Below are 17,282 nucleotides of genomic sequence, written 5' to 3' on the forward strand. Positions count from 1 at the left end.
GCGTCGAACGGTGCTCGGCGGTCTGCGACGCCCGCAGGTAGGTGTGGACGTCGCCGCCGCGGAAACCGTAGATCGCCTGCTTGGGGTCGCCGACGAGGATGAGGGAGCGGCCCGCCTCCGAGAACGCCGTCTGGAAGACCTCCCATTGCACGGGGTCGGTGTCCTGGAACTCGTCGACGAGCACGACACTCCACCGCGCCCGCATCCGTTCGCGGGCGATCGACGGGGTTGCACGCAGTGCGGTGCGCAGGTCGACGAGCAGGTCGTCGTACTCGAGGATGCCGGCGCGGCGCTTGCGGCGCGCGTACTCGTTGCGCAGCGCCTCAGCGAAGTCGATGACGGCGCGTTGGCTGTCGTCGGCGGGCGCGTCGAGGGCGGCGCCGGTGTTCGTCAATACGCAGTGGCCGATGAATCGTGCCCGCTCGTGCGAGAGGTCGAACGACGGATCCTGCGCGCGGCGGGCGACGTAAAGGTCGTCGATGACCTCGTCGCGCAGGCCGGTCGTGTCCTCGACGAGCGTCGCGAACGAGTCGGAATCGCCGGCGACGCCGAGGCCCTTGAGCACGTCGTGGCAGAACTGGTGGATCGTCGCGATGAGCGCCGAGTCGAACGACGCGAGCGCCCGGGCGAGGCGGTCGCAGCGCTCGGCGAGCATGCCTGGGTCGTCGCTGCGCAGGGCTGCGACGAGGACGCCGTCGTCGTCGCGGGGCGCCTGCCGCAGCCGCGTGAGCACGCGTTCGAGCTGTTCGCGCACGCGTTCGCGCAGTTCTTGGCTGGCGGCGCGGGAGAACGTCACGACGAGCAGTTCCTCGAGCGGTAGCCCCTCCTCGGCCACGAGACGGGTCACGAGGGCGCTCAGCGTCCAGGTCTTGCCCGTTCCGGCGCTCGCCTCGATGAGGGTCGTGCCGTGCGGGATGGGCGCCGTGACGTCGAACTGCGCGGACGGCGGCGGCGCGGGTGCCCCGAGCGGGTTCGTCGCGACGGGTGCTGGGGTCTCGGTCATCGCCCGATCGGTCCCTTCTGGTCGAGCAGCGGCATCCACAGCCGTTTGCTCCGGTCGATGAACACGTTGCCCGCATTGAGCCGGTCGAGTGAGGGCACCTGTGGCGCGTAAACGCGCTGCCACCAGGGGTCGTCGCGTTCTCCCTCGCGATCGAAGGTGCCTTCCCAGACCGGGCGGGCCTTGCTCGCCCCGACGTTGAGGGCGAGTTCTTCGGTGGCGTTGCGCGAGCGTCGCCCGGTGCGGTAGCCCTCGATGAACGCGAGCGACGTCTTCGCCGGCACCGGCAGGGGCGCGCGCAGACCGTCGAGGCGCAGGGCCGCGAGGTCGGTGAGCGCGCCGAGCGGGTCATCGGGTGCGGTGAGGCGGCACTCGCCGTACTTGCCGCGCACGGCGGCGCTCCACTCCTGCCCAGGACGCGAGGCGGCGACCGCGAGGACGCTCACCCAGGCCCGCGCGAGGTGCCGAGCACTGACGGAGCTGTAGTTGACGATCTGGATCTCGTCGCCGATGACGTGCGGGACGACACCCGTCAGCCGGACGGAGGCCGGCCCGCTCGGCCCGTTGAGCGTGAGGGGGATCGACACGTCGATACTGCGTCGCTCACCCGGCGGCAGGCCCTGAAGGATGGCGCCGACCTTGCGCGTGATGTCGCCGATCTTCGACGGCAGCGGGCTCGGTGGCAACGCGCCACTGTGGCTCTCCTCGGCGCTCGCCTGCTCCAGCGGCACCCCGCTGAGGGTGCGACGCAGGAGGCGATCGCCGACGGCCCACTGTTCGAGCGGGTCGAGGTCGATCGGTAGCGCATCCTCGGTCTCGTCGGCCTCGTACGTGACGCCCGTCTGCAGCCGGTCGGACAGGAACGTGCGGGCCGGGTTCTCGATGAACCTCACGAGCTCGTCGAGGGTGACGTCACGGGGTTCGCGGGCCGGCAGCAGGCCGGTGAGCAGCGGCGGCAGCGAGGTCTCGTCGGCGACGTCGCGTCCGCTCTCACGCGCCTGCCGCAACGAACGCGCGCCGGCGAGCGCGGCCGCGTCGTACGAGCCACCCGGCAGGGGTGAACTGAACGTGAAGTTGCGTTCGTCGAACGGTTGCAGCGGGTGGACGAACTCGAAGGGGTGACGCTCGGCATCCTCGGGGGTCGGCGCGCCGGTCGCGGCGGCCGCGGCGATGAGCTCCTGCAGCGGGACGGCGGGCGGGCGGCGAGTGCCGTCACGCTCGTCGAAGCCCGAGTAGAACGCGATGAGGTGCTTGCGCGACGCCATGACGGCATCGAGGAGCAGTTGCCTGTCCTCACTGCGCGGGTCGCGCTCGCCGAGATGAGGGTCGCGAGCGAGCGCGTCGTCACCGTCGACGACGAAGGAGCGGGGGAAGCTCTCGTCGTCGAGGCCGAGCAGGATGACGGCCTGGTGCGGCACCGAACGCATCGGCGTCAGCGTGCACACGCTGACGGCGCCGTTGCGGAAGTTGCTGCGCGACGGGCGCGGGCCCCAGCGCTGCTCGAGCATGACGCGCATGTCGGTGAGGCGCAGACCGGTGCGGGTGCTGCCCTCGGCGAGGAACGCCAACTCGCGCTCGAACGCTCCGAGCTGCCACGCCTCGTCGCGTGACGGAGCAGCGACGGCGCCCACGTGACGCCGCAACCAGTCGAACCATTCCTGCGGCGTGAAACTGCCCCGGGTAAGGTCGACGCCCGCTGAGCTCGTGCCGCGCACGGCCTTGGCGGCCGCCGTCACCTCCGTCATGAGGGTGACGAAGGCGCTCGCCGTCTCGATGTCGGAGGTGCCCAGATCGTCGATCGGCAGCAGGGCGCCCGCCGGAGCTTCTGTGTCGGCGCTCATCGCGACGCCGAGTGCGAGCCGGTCGAGAGCCAGCGTCCACGTGTTGGCCGGCATCTCGAGGAGGCCGTACTCGCGGCGGTGCTCGGCGTCGTAACCCCAACGTGCACCGCTCGTGCGCACCCACCGGCTGATGCGGTCGAGGGCATCCGTGTCGAAACCGAACTTCTGGCGCACGGCGGGCAGGTGCGCGAAGTCGAGCACCTCGGATGCGGTGGCGCGCCCGCCGGCGAGGCCGAGCAGTCTCAGGGCCACCTCGGCGAGGGGGTTGGTGGCGGCGAGGCCGCGGTCGGCGAGCTGCACGCGCAGACGCCGACCGGGATGGTGCGCGCCGTCGTCGTCGACGGAGGCGAACGCCGCCTTGATGAGCGGCGCGTACGTCTCGACGTCGGGGCACATGACGACGATGTCGCGCGGCTGCAGACTGCCCTTGGACTCGTCGAGCAGCCACAGCAGCGTCTCGCGCAGTGCGTCGACCTGACGGGCCGGGCCGTGACAGGCGTGAACCTGGAAGGAGGTCGTGTCGTCGATGGTCGAGACGGCGCTCGGGGCGCGGTTGGCGCGGATGTCGGCCTGCAGCTGCTCGAGGCGCGTGCCGGCAGCAGCCCCGCGCGAGGATCCCTCACCGGCAGGCCCCTGCCCAAACGGGGCGGCCGCCGGTGCGCTCGCGTCCTCGACGTCGCGTCGCAGCAGCGTCAGTTCGAGTTCGCGGACGTCACGCCCGAGCGTGGCGAGCAACGGGTGCTCCGCGGCGCGCGCGCTGTCGTCGTCGCGGCGCCGGAGGCCGCCGGAATCGAGCTGGCGCAACCGCTGCCAGAGGGCGTCGCTCGGGTGCGGCAGCCACAGGTGCGTCTCGTGACGTGCGGCGATCGCTTCGAACAGGTCGAGTGTCGCCGTCGACACCCGCGTGTAGCCGAAGAAGTTGACGCGCCGCGGCAGGGACAGCGTCAGCGTGCCGTCGCGCAGGCTGGTGCACACGCGGTCGAGCCGCGCGACGGGCGACTCGTCGATGCCGTGCGCGCGCGCCACGTCGAGCACGTCACGCCACAACCGGGGCTGCCACGCGAGGTCGGGCGCGACGTCGCCGCCGGCACCGCTCTCCCAGGCACGAACGAGCGCGGGACGCTCGTCGCTGTAGCGCGCGAACAGCCCCGCGAGGCGCCGCGCGACCGCGTACCGACGAGACTGGCGGGCACGGTGGAACCACGCGTCGTTCTTCGACGCGCCGCCGGGCAGCGCATCGGCCCCGAGGTGGTGGGCGAGCGTCTCGAACCCGGGGCGCTGCACGGCCGCGTCGACGGCTTCGAGGACGAGCCAGGCGAGCCGGTCGGGGTGCCACGGGTCGTCGAACTCGCGCTCGAGGGCGAACGACATGAACGAGTACGGCGTGTGGACGCTCAGCCCGGCGCACACCCCGTCGTCGCCGATGTTCGCGCCGAGCTCGTGCGCGAGACGTTGGCTCAGCCAGCGCTCGACGCCGGGGGAGGGCGCGATGACGAGTTCACGGTCGAACACGTCGAGCGGATCGCTCGCGAGGAGCGAGCCGAGCTGCTCGGCGAGAGCGGTCGGGGAAGCTTCCCGATGCAGGATGAGTGCCACGTCACAGACAGTAGACGCTGCCTCCGACAACCGCGGGATTCCGGGGTTCTTGCGTCCCATCGGCGACATCGCACCTGCCGGCAGGAGCCTATGAACGCCACGGCTGCGGGTGCGGGCCTTCAGCCTCGACGAACTCCCGTCGGTGACAGGGGCAGACAGGCTCCCCACTCCATCTGTGAGAGGGCAGCCGCATGATGCCCGGCGTCACCGCAGAACGCCCGCAGGCGAGACACACGCGCCAGCCTCGCGGGCGCAGGTGGTGCGCCCCGATAGGCTGGGCCGGTGAATTCCGGTCTGCTGGGCTACCTCGTCGTGCTCGGCGTCACCCTCGGGGGCGTCGCGCTCTTCGTCGCTGCCATGGTGGTCCGTCGTGTCCTCGCACCGCGCGTGCCCAGCCCGACGAAGCTGACGACGTACGAGTCGGGCGTCGACCCCATCGCCGGCAACTGGCAGCAGTCCGGTTTCCGGTACGTCGCGTTCGCGTTTCTCTACGTGGTGTTCGCCGTCGACGCCGTCTACCTGTTCCCGTGGGCGCTCGTCCTGCGCACGAGCGGTCTCGGCGTCGCTTCACTGCTTGAGATGGGCATCTTCATCCTCGTCCTGCTCGTCGGCCTCGCGCATGCCGCGCGCCGGGGCCTGCTGGCCTGGCTGTGAGGTGATCCGACGATGACCGACGATTCCCGCACGCCCGCCGCCGACGCGACCTTCCCCACGGCAGGGCCGATCGAAGCCACCGCAGAGCGCGCCGTCGACCTGCCGATGCCGACGGTGCGTCCCCACGTCGGCATGGCGCAGGAGCATGCACCGAAGCCGATGCGGCTCGTCCTCAACTGGGGGCGCCGCTACTCACTGTGGGTGTTCAACTTCGGCCTCGCCTGCTGCGCGATCGAATTCATCGCCGGCTCGATGTCGCGCCACGACTTCATCCGCCTCGGCGTCATCCCCTTCGCGCCGGGCCCACGTCAGGCCGACCTCATGGTCGTCTCCGGCACCGTCACCGACAAGATGGCGCCCGCCGTCCGTCGCCTCTACGACCAGATGCCCGAGCCGAAGTACGTCATCAGCTTCGGCGCGTGTTCGAACTCCGGTGGGCCGTACTGGGATTCTTACTCCGTGACGAAAGGCGTCGACCAGCTCGTGCCCGTCGACGTCTACGTGCCCGGTTGCCCGCCGCGCCCCGAAGCGCTGCTGCAGGGCATCGTCACGCTGCAGAACCAGATCGCGCAGGAGAAGCTGACCGGCGAGAGCATCATGTCGCGCCTCAACCCGTTCTCCACCAAGCGCCGCAGCGCCGCGTCCGTCCAGCGTCCGCTCGTGACGAAGCCGGGGCACGACGTCCCCTCGACGAAGGCGACGGGCGCCACCAAGGCCGACGCCCCGACACCCGACACCCCCACGACCGGTGATGACGCATGAGCCGCGAACCGCGCCGCGTCGACGTCGCGCTCGACGAGTGGATCGCCACGCATGAAGCGCACCGCGCCGACGGCTACACGTTCTTCGACTTCGTCACCGCCGTCGACGAGACCGATCGCGATCTGCCCGACAAGCCGGCCGGTTTCGACCTCGTCAGCCACCTCTATGAGATCGGTGACGGCGACGTCCCCGGCGTGCGCGCGAGTGTCATGACGCGCGCACGGGTGCCGCTCGCCTCGGGTGACGACCCGGCGCACGCCCCGAGCCTCACCGGCCTGTGGCGCGGCGCGGCATGGCACGAACGTGAGACGTTCGAGATGTTCGGCATCGTCTTCGACGGGTTCGACGACGGCACGGGCGCCGGTCTGCGCAAGCTGCTGCTGCCCGAGACGTTCATCGGCACGCCGCTGCGAAAGTCGTTCGTCCTCACGGCGCGCGCGAGCAAGGAGTGGCCGGGCATCAAGGACCCCGGCGAGTCCAAGGGTGAGAGCCCTCGCGCGGGAGCGGCCAAGCGCCGCAAGGTCATGGCGCCGGGCGTCCCCGACGACACGTGGGGGCCGCGATGAGCGTTCTCGACGTCACGTTGCGCAGCGTGGCCGTGCTCGCCTGTTTCATGGTGCTGCCGCTCGTGCTCGGCCAGGTCGAACACAAGGTGATGGCGCACATGCAGGGGCGCCTCGGCCCGATGGAGGCCGGCGGTTTTCACGGGTGGGCGCAGCTCGTCGCCGACGGCGTCAAGTTTGCGCAGAAGGAGGACGTGACGCCGCGCGCCGCTGACCGGGGCGTGTTCAAGCTCGCGCCGGCGGTGTCGATGTTCAGCTATCTGCTGGCGCTCGCGGCCGTCCCGTTCACGCCGAGCCTCGTCGCCGGTGACCTGCCCGCGTCGCTCGTCTACGTGCTCGCCGTCTCCGGCATCGGCACGGTCGCGACGCTCATGGCAGGGTTCGGTTCGGGCAACAAGTACGCGACGCTCGGCGCGTTCCGGTCGGCCGCGCAGCTCGTCAGCTACGAGGTGCCGCTCATCCTCGCGTGCGCGTCGTTCGCGATGGCTGCGGGTTCGCTCAGCATCTCCGGCATCGTCCACGAGTGGCACCCGATCTGGTTGCTGTGGCAGCTGCCGGGCGCGTTCGTCCTGCTCGTCGCGATGACGGCCGAGCTGCAACGCCCGCCGTTCGACATGCCCGTCGCCGACTCAGAGGTCGTCATGGGCGTGATGACGGAGTACACCGGCCTGCGTTTCGCGCTGTTCCTGCTGAGCGAGTACGCAGGCATCGTCGTGATGTCGGCACTGTTCGCCGCGCTCTACCTCGGCGGGTGGAACGGCCCGTTCGAGGGCGCGCTCGGGTTCGTGTGGATGCTGCTCAAGACGGCCGTCGTCGCCTTCGTCATCTTGTGGATGCGCATGAGCTGGCCGCGGCTGCGTGAGGACCAGCTGCAGCGTTTCGCCTGGTTCGTGCTCGTCCCGCTCGCACTCGTCCAACTCGCTCTCACCGCGGCAGGAGTGATCTACACCGCATGACTCAGCCTCACGAGAACGACGCGTCCGCCTCGGGCGACGCGACTCCCGACGCCCCGCGCGATCTCGGTCGCCACGTCCACCCGCTGCCCTCCTCCGGGCGTGAGGCGGGTCCGATCCGCGGCCTGCTCACCGGGATGCGCACGACTGCGCGCACGATGACGAAGAAGACGTCCGTGCAGCAGTACCCGGACGTCAAGCCCGACCTGCCGCCGCGCAGCCGCGGCGTCATCGCGCTGCTCGAGGAGAACTGCACCGCCTGCATGCTGTGCGCACGCGAGTGCCCCGACTGGTGCCTCTACATCGACTCGCACAAGGAGACGGTGCCGAGCGAGGCGCCCGGTGGGCGCGATCGTCAGCGCAACGTCGTCGACCGGTTCGCGATCGACTTCTCCTTGTGCATGTACTGCGGCATCTGCATCGAGGTCTGCCCGTTCGACGCGCTGTTCTGGAGCCCCGAGTTCGAGTACGCGACGAACGACATCCGCGACCTGCTGCAGGAGAAGGACGAGCTCGGCGCGTGGATGCGCACCGTCCCCGCGCCTCCCGATCTCGACGACGGCGCACCCGGGGCCGCCGAGGTGGCTGCGGCGAGCAAACCCGCACGCGTGCAACGACGTCGGCCGACGCAGTGAACGCGAGCACCACGACGACGCGGGCCACCGCCCGCCACACCGAAGTCGACACGCCCATCAGCAGCCGGACAGCCAGGACCAGGGGGGAGCGACCATGACCGTCCATGACGCCCTGTTCGCCTGCCTCGGCCTCATCAGCGCCGCGTCCGCGATCTGTGCGGTGACGACGCGGCAGATCGTCCACGCGGCACTGTGGCTGACGGTGTGCCTCGCGACGCTGTCGGGCTGCTACCTCGTCCTCGGCGCCGAACTCGTCGCGCTCGTGCAGTTGCTCGTCTACGTCGGCGCGGTCGTCGTCCTCGTCCTGTTCGCCGTCATGCTGACGCGCGCGCCGATCGGGCGCAGCGGCGACCACGACGCGCCCATCATGACGCGGATGGCCGCCCTCGTCATCGCCGCGGCGACGGGCGGTCTGTTGTTCTCTGCGTTCGTCTCGGCGTTCGGCACACGCCGCGCGCGCATCGACTCGGGCACGACGACCGACCTCGCGCAGAACCTGTTCGGCCGGTTCGCGTGGCCGTTCGAGGTCGTCTCGCTCGTCCTGCTCGCCGCCCTCGTCGGGGCCCTCGCGATGATCGGTTCGCGACGCTCGGGAGGCGGTCGATGATCCACCTCGTGCTGCCGTTCGGCCTCGCCTCGATCCTCGCCGGCGCCGGTGTCTACGCCATCCTCGCGCGCCGCAACGCCGTCCTCATGCTCATCGGTGTCGAACTCGTGCTCGCGGCCGCAAACCTCGTGCTCGTCACGACGAGCGCGATCCTGCCCGATCCGGGCGGCTCCGCCCAGATCATGTCCCTGTTCGTCATCACCCTCGCCGCCGCCGAGGTGACCCTCGCGCTCGGCATCATCCTGTATGCATTTCGCGCGCGCGGTCACATCGACCTCGGCGAAGGACTCGACGCCGACGAGGTACGCGCCGACACGCGTGAGGTCACGGGCGAGAACAGCGGCGCTCGCGAGGCGGGCGTGACGGCCACCACAGCTTCGCCGGCCGCGACGTCGACCACGTCGCCGGCATCCTCAGCATCCTCGCCGGAGGTGACCTCGTGACGAGCGTGACGTCTCACCTCGCGCAGGCGGCTCTCGCGCTGCCGCTCATCGGCACGCTATTGGCGTTCGTCCTCGGACGCCGCAACGTCGTCGCCTTCGTCCTCGCCTCCGTGACGACGGCCGCGGCGCTCGGCGCGTCCGTCTGGCTGGTCCTGCGTCATCTCGGGTCGGGGGTGGCGCAGGACGTCACGACGCTCGACGCGCTGCCGCTCGGGCCCACGCTGCGGGTGCCGCTGCAGTTGCGCGACGACGCGACGAGCGCGCTCATCGTCGCCGTCGTGCTTCTCGTGTCACTGACGGTGCAGCTCTTCGCGCGCTGGTACCTGTACTCCGATCCGCGCTATCGCGTGTTCGCCTCGAGCGTCGCGCTGTTCACTGGAGCGATGGTGCTCGTCGTGCTGTCGAACGACGTGCTGCTCACGCTGATGGGCTGGGAGGTCATGGGCTGGTGCTCGTACCTGCTCATCGGTCACGAGAGCGAGCGCGCTGCGGCCCGCCGCGCAGCGTTCAAGGCCTTCGTCGTCACCCGCCTCGCAGACGCGCCGTTCATCGTCGGCCTCGCGGCGCTCGCGATGGTCGCGCACACGACGCGTATCAGCGACATCCTCAGCACGTGGACGCACATCGACGGCCCTCTGCGACTCGCCGTCCTGCTCGGCCTCGTCTGCGGCGTGCTCGGCAAGTCGGCGCAGCTGCCGTTCAGCGACTGGCTGCCTGATGCGATGGAGGGCCCGACGCCCGCCTCCGCGCTCATCCACGCCGCGACGATGGTCGCCGCCGGCACCGTCGTGCTCGCCCAGTTCGAGCCGCTGCTCGCGCTCGAACCGACAGCCCGCCTGACGCTCGTCCTCGTCACCGGTGTCACGTCGCTGCTCGCGGCGCTGGCCGCGTTCTGCCAGTTCGACCTCAAGCGGTTGCTCGCGTGGTCGACCGTCAGCCAGGTCGGGCTCATGCTGCTGGCCGTCGGCGCCGTCCCGCCGGGTGACTCGGCCGACGCCGCGCTGCTCCACCTCGTCGGCCACGCCTTCTTCAAGTCGATGCTGTTCTTGCTGCTCGGCTGGCTGTCCGTCGTCATCGGCAGCACGCTCGCGAGTCGCATGTCGGGGTCGCTGCGTCGCCTGCCGCGCACGTTCGTTCCGGCGACCCTGGGGTTGTTCACCATGGCGGGGCTGCCGCCGACGATCGCGTTCGTCTCGAAGGATGCGATGATCAACGACGCAGCGCGCTCGCAGGCGGACGGACACGTCGAAGGGCTCATCGGGTTCATCATGCTGTTCCTCATCGTCGCCGCGACTGCCGCGTATTCGATGCGTGCCTGGCTCATCCTGCAGCACCGCACGACGCTGGAGCGCCGCGGTGAACGTCAGGTCCTCAACGACTCGCACGTCGTGCGCGACGTCGACATCGTCGAACTGCTGCGCACCTCGCCCGAGGTCGACGAGCACGGCGAGGAGATCGCCGCCGTCGAGGAGTACGACGAGGACGAGGTGCTGCCGCGCCCCGGCGTCATGGTGCGGTTCATGATGTGGGTGCTCGCCCTCGGCGGCATCTTCGGTGGAGCCCTCGCGCTGACGCCGCTCATCGACATCGACACCCGGCATCTCAACCTGCCGATGATGGGGGCCACCGTGCTGCTCGTGCTCGCGTCGGTGCTCGTCGTGCGCATCATGTCGCTGCGTCAGCTCTACGGTGACGCCTCCCGGCGCCTGCCGCGACGCATGACGCTGCTCGCCACGCGCGGGTTCGGCCTCGATCGTGCCTACCTCGCGCTGACGCGGCCGATCGTGTGGTTCGCCCATGTCGTCCACGGCACCGATCTTCGTCTCGCCGCAGCGCACGACACGCTGCCCGCCGGCATGGCGCGCCTCGGCGACCTCGCCGACGCACCGCACACGCGCCGCCCCTCGACGGGCCTGTCGTGGGTCGTCGTCGGCGTCGTCGTCGCCTCGGTCGTGGGGGTGACGTTGTGGTGATCGCCCTGCTCCTCGCCAGCGCCCTGCCGCTCGGTCTCGGCGCCGCTCTCATGGCGGCCGACCGTCTCGGACGTCCGCTGTCGCACACCGCCGCCTGGTGCATCGCCCTCCTGACCGCGGCTGCGTCGCTCGGCGCCGGCCTCGCCGCGGCGATGGGGGACGCCGTCGTCGACCGGCCGTGGGCGCCGCAGATCGGGCTGCGCCTGCACCTGACGATCGACGGCATCAGCGCGCCCCTCGTCGTGCTCGCCGCAGCGGTGACGCTGCTCGCCGTCGCCGTGTCGTCCCGTCAGCGTCCGAAGGGCACGCCGGGGCTGTTCTACGGCAGCCTGCTCGTCGTGCTCGGCGCGGCCGTCGCCGCGTTCACGGTGCGCGACGTCATCGGCTTCTTCATCGCCTTCGAGGTCGCCCTCGTGCCGATGTGGGTGCTCATCGACCGCTTCGGTGACGCTGCGCCCGCCGAGCGTCGTCGCGCCGGGTGGATGTTCGCGCTCTACACCGTCGGTGGCTCCATGCTCATGCTCGCGGGGCTGCTCGTGCTCGTCGCCGCGACCGGCACGAGCGACCTCGACCACCTCACGGCGGCCGCACACCACCTGCCATTCACGACGACGCTCATCGCCGCGACGCTCATCAGCGTCGGCCTCGCCGTCAAGGTGCCGCTGCTCGGCGTGCACGCGTGGCTGCCGCGCGCTCACACGGCGGCACCGACTGCCGGTTCGATGATGCTCGCCGCCGTGCTGCTCAAGCTGGGCACGTACGGTTTCGTCCGTCTCGTCGCGCTGCCGATGCCGGACGCATGGCGCCGCATCGCGCCGATCGTCGCGATCCTGGCGGTCGCCGGCATCATCGTCGGTGGCCTCGTCTGTCTCGTCGAACACGACCTCAAACGCCTCGTCGCGTGGTCGTCGATCGCCCACATGGGTTTCGTCATGCTGGCGCTCGCGGCCGGGCAGGTCATCGGTTTCGGCGCCGCGCTCTACGGCAACATCGCGCACGGTGTCATCTCGGCGCTGCTGTTCGCGATCGTCGGTGCGCTGAAGGCGCGCCGTGGGCCGGTCGACGTCGACGCACCCGCGCTCGGATTGCGTGACACCCATCCGCGACTCGGGTTCGCCCTGGTCGTCGGGGTCGCCGCTGCGTTCGGGCTGCCGGGGCTCGCCGGTTTCTGGGGCGAAATCCTCGCACTCTTCGCGGCGTGGGATGCGCCGTCACGACCCAACACCCTGTTCCACGTGCTGACGGCCCTCGCCGCCCTCGGCGCCGTGCTCGCCGCCGTCTACGGCGCACGCGTATTGCGCGCCGTCTGGTCCGGCGACCTCGACGACGACACTCGTCGCGCGGCTGTCGATGACGCCCGTCGAGCGACTGCGAACGCTGCGTCTGACGCGACGGCCGTCGCCGACGCCTCGAATGGCGTGGCAGCCGTCGCGTCGCCGGCCGACGGCGCCGCGGCCATGCAGCGCGTCACGGGCGCGGAGTGGCTCGCGATCGGCGTGCTGACGCTCGCGACGATCGCCCTCGGTCTCGTCCCGAGCCCCCTCATGCATCTCATGAACGACGAGCTCGTCACGCTGCTGGGAGGCGTCAAGTGAAGATCTCCGTCGACGCTCTCGCCCTCGCTCCGGCTGCCGTGCCGATGGTCGCGGCGCTTCTCGTGCTGCTCGTCGACGTGGTCTTCCACGCCAAGGCGCGGTTGCCGTGGATCATCGCGGCTCTCGGTCTGATCGGTGCGTTGGGTGCCCTCGTCGTCGCGGGGCGCCGAGGGCACTTGGCGACGCTGTGCTCGGGCGGGGAATGCTGGTGGCGTCTCGACGCGCCGGGGACGGGCCTCGCGGGGTTGGCGCTCGTCTCGGCGCTCGTCGTCGTCGTGCTCGCGGCGCTCGAGCCGGTGCGTCCGACGTCCCCTCAACGCGCCGCGGTGCGCGCCATGCTCGTGCTGTCCGCGACGGCCGGATGCGTCGGCGTCGTCGCCGCGCGAGACCTCGCATCGTGGCTCGTGCTCCTCGAACTCGCGACGCTGCCGAGCATCGCCCTCGTCGCGTTGCGTGGTGGCCGGGCGGCCGCGCACGGTGCGTTGACGTTGCTCGTCACGGCGCTCGCGTCGTTCGCCGTGCTCGCGCTCGGGTGTGCGTTGTGGTTTGCTGCGACGGGCACCATCGCGATGAGCGGTGACGCCGTCATCACGGCGTTCGCCGACCCGGCCCGCAAGCCGCTCGCCGTCGTCGCGATGATGCTCGTGCTCGCCGGTGTGGGTTTCAAGCTGTCGCTCGCGCCGTTCCACGCGTGGACGCCGGAGGCGTTCGCGGGGTCCGGCACGTGGGTCGCGGCGTTCCTCGCGACGACGTCCAAGGTGGGCGCGCTCGGCGCGATGCTCGTCGTCGTGTCGGCGGCGTCCGCGCTCGGTTCGCCGGCGCAGGCGGCCCTCGGCATCATCGCGGCGTTGTCGATGACGCTCGGCAACGTCATGGCGCTGCGTCAGGTCGATCTGCTGCGTCTCATGGCGTGGTCGACGGTTGCGCAGGCCGGTTGGGTGCTGCTGCCGCTCACGAGCGTCTCGGCCGGTTCGACGCATGCAGCCGCACAGTATCTTGCGCTCTACACGCTGGGCACGGCCGCGGTGTTCGTCGTCCTCGCCGCGTTCGAGCGGCCCGGCCGGGCAGTGCAGATCGACGCGCTGCGCGGCATGTTCCGCTCGCATCCGCTGAGTGCGGCGACGATGGCGCTCGGCCTGCTCGCGCTCGCCGGGTTGCCGCCGAGCATCGTCGGTGTCGTCGCGAAGGTCGTCGCGATGAAACCCGTCGCCGTCGACCACTCGTGGTGGCTGCTCGGGTTCGCGGTGCTCAACACGCTGCTCGGCGTGGCGGTGTACCTGCGCTGGATCGTCGCGATGTTCGTGCCGATCGGTGACGCGACGGGCGACGCATCCGATGCGCCGGCCGCTGACTCCGTCGAGGGGGCGGGCGCGACCGTCGTGGGTACGTCCGCAGGCGCGGCGGCCTCGCCGTTGGTCGTCACGACGCGCGGCCACCGCGTCGTCATCGCGCTGATGGCGCTCGTGCTCGTCGCGACGAGCATCCTGCCGTCGTTGCTGCTGCGCTTCTTCTGAGGCCCGCGCCGTCGGTAACCGCGTTCCACCTGCGGCACACCCTGGGCTGGCAGGATGGCAGCATGACTCTGACGCGTGACGAAGCGCAAGCACGAGCCGCGATCGTGCATCCGACGGCCTACCGCATCGACCTCGATCTCGACGCGGGGCCCCGCACGTTCGGTTCGACGACGACGCTGACGTTCGACGCGCAGGCCGGAGCGTCGACGTTCGTCGACCTCGACCCCGACGAGCTGCTGTCAGCGTCGCTCAACGGGCGTGACCTCGACGTCACCACGGCCCTCGACGGTCGTCGCCTGCGCCTCGACGATCTCGCCGAGCGCAACGAACTCGTCGTCACCGCGCGCATGACGTACGGGCGCGACGGGCAGGGCCTGCACCGGGCCACCGACCCCGCCGACAGCAACGACTACGTCTACGGCCACCTGTTCATGGACGCGGCATCGCGCGTCTACGCCTGCTTCGACCAGCCCGACCTCAAGGCGCCGTACGACGTCACCGTGCGCGCCCCGCAGGGGTGGACGGTCGTCGCCAACGGCGCCATGCGCGAGGTCGAGCCGCAGCTCTGGCGCGCTGCGACGACGAAACCGCTCGCGACGTATTTCGTCACCGTCTGCGCCGGCCCCTTCGCCACCGTCACGGCTGAGCACGACGGCATTCCCCTCGCGCTGCACGCGCGCGCCTCGTTGCGCGACCGGCTCGAGGCGCAGGCCGACGAGATGCTCACCGTGACGCGCGAGTCGTTCGACTACTACCACCAGCTGTTCGGCATCCGATACCCGTTCGGCGAGTACCACCAGGTGTTCGTTCCTGAGTTCAACGCGGGCGCGATGGAGAACCCGGGGTGCGTGACGTTCCGCGACCAGCTCGTCTTCACCGGCGCCGCGAGCCGCACCGAGCACCTGTCGCGCGCCAACACGATCAGCCACGAGATGGCGCACATGTGGTTCGGCGACCTCGTGACGATGCAGTGGTGGGACGACCTGTGGCTCAACGAGTCGTTCGCCGAGTACATGGCCAACCGCACGCTCGTCGCGGCCACCGAGTTCGACGACGCGTGGGTCGACGTCGCCGCCGGCCGCAAGGCATGGGGTTACGCGGCGGAGCGGTCGCCGTCGACGCACCCCGTCGCGGGCGCGCCCGCGCCCGACACCGACACGGCGCTGCAGAACTTCGACGGCATCTCCTACGCCAAGGGTTCGGCGGTGCTGCGTCAGCTCATCCACCACATCGGTGACGACGCGTTCATCGCGGGCGTGCGCCTTCACCTGCAGCGGCACGCGTTCGCCAACGCGACGCTCGCCGACTTCCTCGCCTCCCTCGAAGAGGCCTCCGGCACCGACCTGACGCGATGGGCCGCCGCGTGGCTCGAGACGGCCGGCATGGACACCCTCCGCGTCGACGGGTTCGTCGGCGCGGCCCGCGGTGTGGTGACCGAGGGTACCGATGACGCAGCACGTACCACCCGCTCGCTCGACGACGCCCGCGACCCGGCTGCGTCCGCTCCCTCGGATCACGATGCCTCCGCCGCGGCTGACACGACGAGCGCGCCCCACCTCGTCATCGAGGCCAACACGCAGTGGCCTGCCGAGCGCACGCACACCCTCCGCTTGAGCGCCCATTCAGCCGACGGCGCCCTCGTCGCCGTCGACGACCTGACGGGCGCTGCGGGCCTCGTCGACCTGCCCGAGGTGAGCGGAACGATGGCGCGCGGTGAGCAGGTCGCCGCCATCATCCCGAACGCCGGTGACCTGACGTGGGCAGGCGTCGAGTTCGACGCCGCGACCCTCGCTGCGCTGCCGACAGCACTGTCCGGCATCGCCGACGCAACCACGCGCGGCATGATCTGGACGGCACTCGCCCACGGCCTCGCGACGGCTGTCGTCTCCCCGCAGCAGGTGCTCGCCATCGCCGAGGGCGCGCTGCCGGCCGAGACGCAGATGCCCGTGCTCGACGTCGCCGTCGGCGTGGCCCTGGGGCAGGTCGTCGGACGCTTCATGCCGTGGTCCGAGCGTTCGGACGCTGCGGCACGTCTCGCCGCGGTGGGGGAGCAGCTCATGGCTGCGGCATCGGATTCTTCGACGAGCGCCATGTCAGCGGCGTCCTCGACGAGCACTGCCAGCCCGTCGTCGAGCGCTGCCGGCGCATCTTCGCTGAGCCCTGCCGGCGCACCGTCATCGACTTCGGCCGGTGCGTCCTCGGGCGCACGGGTCGATGCCGTCGACGATCCCCGCCTCCTCGCGGGGGCGCGTCTCGTCGCCTCGACGGGCGACGCCGAGCGTCTGCGTCCGTGGTTCGCGGGGGAGGGCCTGCCGGCGGGGCTCGACGGTGACGCACCGTTCCGGTGGCGCGTGGCGCGTCGCCTCGCACAGCTCGACGCGGTGACGATCGCCGAGCTCGGCGACGCCCTCGCGGCTGACGAGACGATGTCGGGTCAGCTCGGCTATCTCACGGCACGGGCGTCGTTCCCGACCGCGGAGGCGAAGGAATGGGCGTGGGAGGAGCTGACGGCCGCTCCCACCGATGACACGCCGGCGCACAGCAACTACGAGATGAACGCGCTCGCCACGGGTTTTTGGTCGGCCGACGACGAGGCCACCCTTGCGCCGTACATCGAGCGCTACGTCAGCGACGTTCCCGCGATGCGCGCGTGGGTGGGCGAGGACGCGCTCGCCCGCGTCGCGTCGCTTGCGTTCCCGACGGCCCTCGCGAGCGAGGAACTCGACGTCGAAGCCCGCCGCATGCTCGAGCGCGACCTGCCCGCATCGGTGCGCCGTGCCGTCGTCGATCAGCAGGCCCTCGTGCGTGAGGTCCTCGCCTCGCGCGCCGCGTTCGTCGAGGGCTGACCGGGCTGTCACCAAAGCCCGATCTCGAGACGGGGTTCGTGCCCGATCCGTGTCTCGACCCGTTTCGCGATCGCGCGGCGCGTGCCACGTTGCCCGATGGTCGCTCAGGAGTTCTGTACGTCGAATCGGTTCGCCTCGCCACGCTCGAGAGTGGTCATCTGTGGTGGCGATGCTGGTCGGCACCCTACGAGAACGCGATTCTGTGGCTCGACCTGCCGGACGGAGTGTGCACAGACATCTGGCTGAGTGACGGCGCGGCAATCGAGGCCGAGACCGAACAGTGGGCTCGACGAGAGTGGA

13 protein-coding genes are annotated in these 17,282 nt (G+C 70.8%); 11 read left to right on the forward strand and 2 right to left on the reverse strand.

The annotated features are described in order from the left end of the window. Positions 1-1,003 (reverse strand): exodeoxyribonuclease V subunit beta (locus AX669_RS11625; protein ID WP_156445008.1); only part of this gene is annotated, 1,003 nt, incomplete at its 3' end. Then, positions 1,000-4,437, reverse strand: a complete 3,438-nt coding sequence (gene recC / locus AX669_RS11630; RefSeq protein WP_062258564.1) for an exodeoxyribonuclease V subunit gamma — start codon at positions 4,435-4,437, stop codon at positions 1,000-1,002. The genes AX669_RS11625 and recC, both read right to left, overlap by 4 nt. 282 nt (positions 4,438-4,719) lie before the next feature. Here recC and AX669_RS11635 point away from each other — a divergent pair, with 282 nt between their 5' ends. From AX669_RS11635 to pepN, 11 genes are all read left to right on the forward strand, one after another. Continuing rightward, positions 4,720-5,091, forward strand: a complete 372-nt coding sequence (locus AX669_RS11635) for an NADH-quinone oxidoreductase subunit A (RefSeq protein WP_082740945.1) — start codon at positions 4,720-4,722, stop codon at positions 5,089-5,091. A gap of 12 nt (positions 5,092-5,103) precedes the next feature. Further along, positions 5,104-5,853: an NADH-quinone oxidoreductase subunit B gene (locus AX669_RS11640; RefSeq protein ID WP_062258566.1), complete on the forward strand. Its 750-nt coding sequence runs from the start codon at positions 5,104-5,106 to the stop codon at positions 5,851-5,853. Next, complete coding sequence (locus tag AX669_RS11645; RefSeq protein WP_038567011.1) at positions 5,850-6,419, forward strand: NADH-quinone oxidoreductase subunit C; 570 nt, start codon at positions 5,850-5,852, stop codon at positions 6,417-6,419. The genes AX669_RS11640 and AX669_RS11645 overlap by 4 nt, the downstream gene beginning before the upstream one ends. Continuing rightward, positions 6,416-7,372 (forward strand): complex I subunit 1 family protein, encoded by a 957-nt coding sequence (locus AX669_RS11650; RefSeq protein ID WP_006946099.1) that lies wholly within the window; start codon positions 6,416-6,418, stop codon positions 7,370-7,372. The genes AX669_RS11645 and AX669_RS11650 overlap by 4 nt, the downstream gene beginning before the upstream one ends. Beyond that, positions 7,369-8,004, forward strand: a complete 636-nt coding sequence (locus tag AX669_RS11655; protein WP_082740946.1) for an NADH-quinone oxidoreductase subunit I — start codon at positions 7,369-7,371, stop codon at positions 8,002-8,004. Before AX669_RS11650 ends, AX669_RS11655 begins: the two co-directional genes overlap by 4 nt. A 94-nt stretch (positions 8,005-8,098) precedes the next feature. Continuing rightward, positions 8,099-8,611 (forward strand): NADH-quinone oxidoreductase subunit J, encoded by a 513-nt coding sequence (locus AX669_RS11660; RefSeq protein ID WP_038567014.1) that lies wholly within the window; start codon positions 8,099-8,101, stop codon positions 8,609-8,611. After that, on the forward strand, positions 8,608-9,054 hold the full coding sequence (gene nuoK / locus AX669_RS13115; protein ID WP_082740947.1) for an NADH-quinone oxidoreductase subunit NuoK: 447 nt from the start codon (positions 8,608-8,610) through the stop codon (positions 9,052-9,054). The genes AX669_RS11660 and nuoK overlap by 4 nt, the downstream gene beginning before the upstream one ends. After that, the gene (locus AX669_RS11670; protein WP_062258567.1) at positions 9,051-11,027 is read left to right on the forward strand and encodes an NADH-quinone oxidoreductase subunit L; all 1,977 of its coding nucleotides are present in this window, start codon (positions 9,051-9,053) and stop codon (positions 11,025-11,027) included. Before nuoK ends, AX669_RS11670 begins: the two co-directional genes overlap by 4 nt. Beyond that, positions 11,024-12,622, forward strand: coding sequence for a NuoM family protein (locus AX669_RS11675; protein ID WP_231729593.1), 1,599 nt, complete (start codon positions 11,024-11,026; stop codon positions 12,620-12,622). Before AX669_RS11670 ends, AX669_RS11675 begins: the two co-directional genes overlap by 4 nt. Further along, on the forward strand, positions 12,619-14,136 hold the full coding sequence (locus tag AX669_RS11680; protein WP_062258571.1) for an NADH-quinone oxidoreductase subunit N: 1,518 nt from the start codon (positions 12,619-12,621) through the stop codon (positions 14,134-14,136). The genes AX669_RS11675 and AX669_RS11680 overlap by 4 nt, the downstream gene beginning before the upstream one ends. A 62-nt stretch (positions 14,137-14,198) precedes the next feature. Continuing rightward, positions 14,199-16,982 (forward strand): aminopeptidase N, encoded by a 2,784-nt coding sequence (gene pepN, locus AX669_RS11685; RefSeq protein WP_062258573.1) that lies wholly within the window; start codon positions 14,199-14,201, stop codon positions 16,980-16,982. The last annotated feature ends 300 nt before the right edge of the window (positions 16,983-17,282 follow it).

Origin of the sequence: Dermacoccus sp. CCH2-D9, from assembly GCF_001556795.1 — a bacterium.
Lineage (GTDB): Bacteria > Actinomycetota > Actinomycetes > Actinomycetales > Dermatophilaceae > Dermacoccus > Dermacoccus nishinomiyaensis.

Bases quoted from the DNA above. Each gene is read 5' to 3' on its own strand.
- AX669_RS11640 (WP_062258566.1), top strand. From the start codon at position 5,104: ATGACCGACGATTCCCGCACGCCCGCCGCCGACGCGACCTTCCCCACG.
- AX669_RS11645 (WP_038567011.1), top strand. From the start codon at position 5,850: ATGAGCCGCGAACCGCGCCGCGTCGACGTCGCGCTCGACGAGTGGATC.
- AX669_RS11650 (WP_006946099.1), top strand. From the start codon at position 6,416: ATGAGCGTTCTCGACGTCACGTTGCGCAGCGTGGCCGTGCTCGCCTGT.
- AX669_RS11655 (WP_082740946.1), top strand. From the start codon at position 7,369: ATGACTCAGCCTCACGAGAACGACGCGTCCGCCTCGGGCGACGCGACT.
- AX669_RS11660 (WP_038567014.1), top strand. From the start codon at position 8,099: ATGACCGTCCATGACGCCCTGTTCGCCTGCCTCGGCCTCATCAGCGCC.
- nuoK (WP_082740947.1), top strand. From the start codon at position 8,608: ATGATCCACCTCGTGCTGCCGTTCGGCCTCGCCTCGATCCTCGCCGGC.
- pepN (WP_062258573.1), top strand. From the start codon at position 14,199: ATGACTCTGACGCGTGACGAAGCGCAAGCACGAGCCGCGATCGTGCAT.